This window comes from Mesorhizobium sp. M7A.F.Ca.US.002.01.1.1 (genome assembly GCF_004022955.1).
GTDB lineage: Bacteria > Pseudomonadota > Alphaproteobacteria > Rhizobiales > Rhizobiaceae > Mesorhizobium > Mesorhizobium ciceri.
Genome location: NZ_RZQE01001022.1, coordinates 1 through 604, shown reverse-complemented (window position 1 = coordinate 604; position 604 = coordinate 1). Strand labels below are relative to the sequence as shown.

Annotated in this window: 1 riboswitch. The window is 58.8% G+C overall.

From position 1 onward, the window contains the following. Positions 1 to 126: 126 nt before the first annotated feature. A riboswitch (cobalamin riboswitch) is annotated at positions 127 to 334 on the top strand. Positions 335 to 604 lie beyond the last annotated feature (270 nt).

Here is a 604-nt window from a genome sequence, read left to right as displayed (position 1 = left end):
CCTAAGAATGTTATGTTATTACATAAAATATTATGTTATTACATAAAGTGAGCGTGCAATGCCTGTTTCCCTTAGCTGGCCCACCACTTCGTCCGAGAAATCCATTGCGAAGCGTTTGGTGGAAATCTACGCTGAAGTGGTGATGGTCCCCGAGCCGAAAGGCGAGGGGTGAAAAGGGAACACGGTGAGGCCTGTTCAGGTCGAGGCCGTGGCTGCCCCCGCAACTGTAAGCGGCGAGCAAAATCCGTGAATGCCACTGGCCGGCAAGGCTGGGAAGGCAGGATGGCGCAACGACCCGCGAGCCAGGAGACCTGCCATCACTGAGTTGACCGGACGGGGTGTGCCGGGAGGAAACGCGAGTCCCGGTCTTGTCGGCCGGTTCGCCAGCTTCCTTCCGTCGCCAGTTTTGGAAAGTGACGGAAAGTTGGACGGCTCCATCGATCATCGCATCACCATGCGCACGCTTTGCCGTCCCCGCAATCCGGCGGGCAGCAGCCGATGAGCGCAGTGCTTCTCGAAGCCCATGACCTCTGTGCCATGGCGAATGGGCGGAATCTGGTCCAGGCGGTCAGCTTCTCGGTGGCCGCTGGCGATCGCCTTGCCA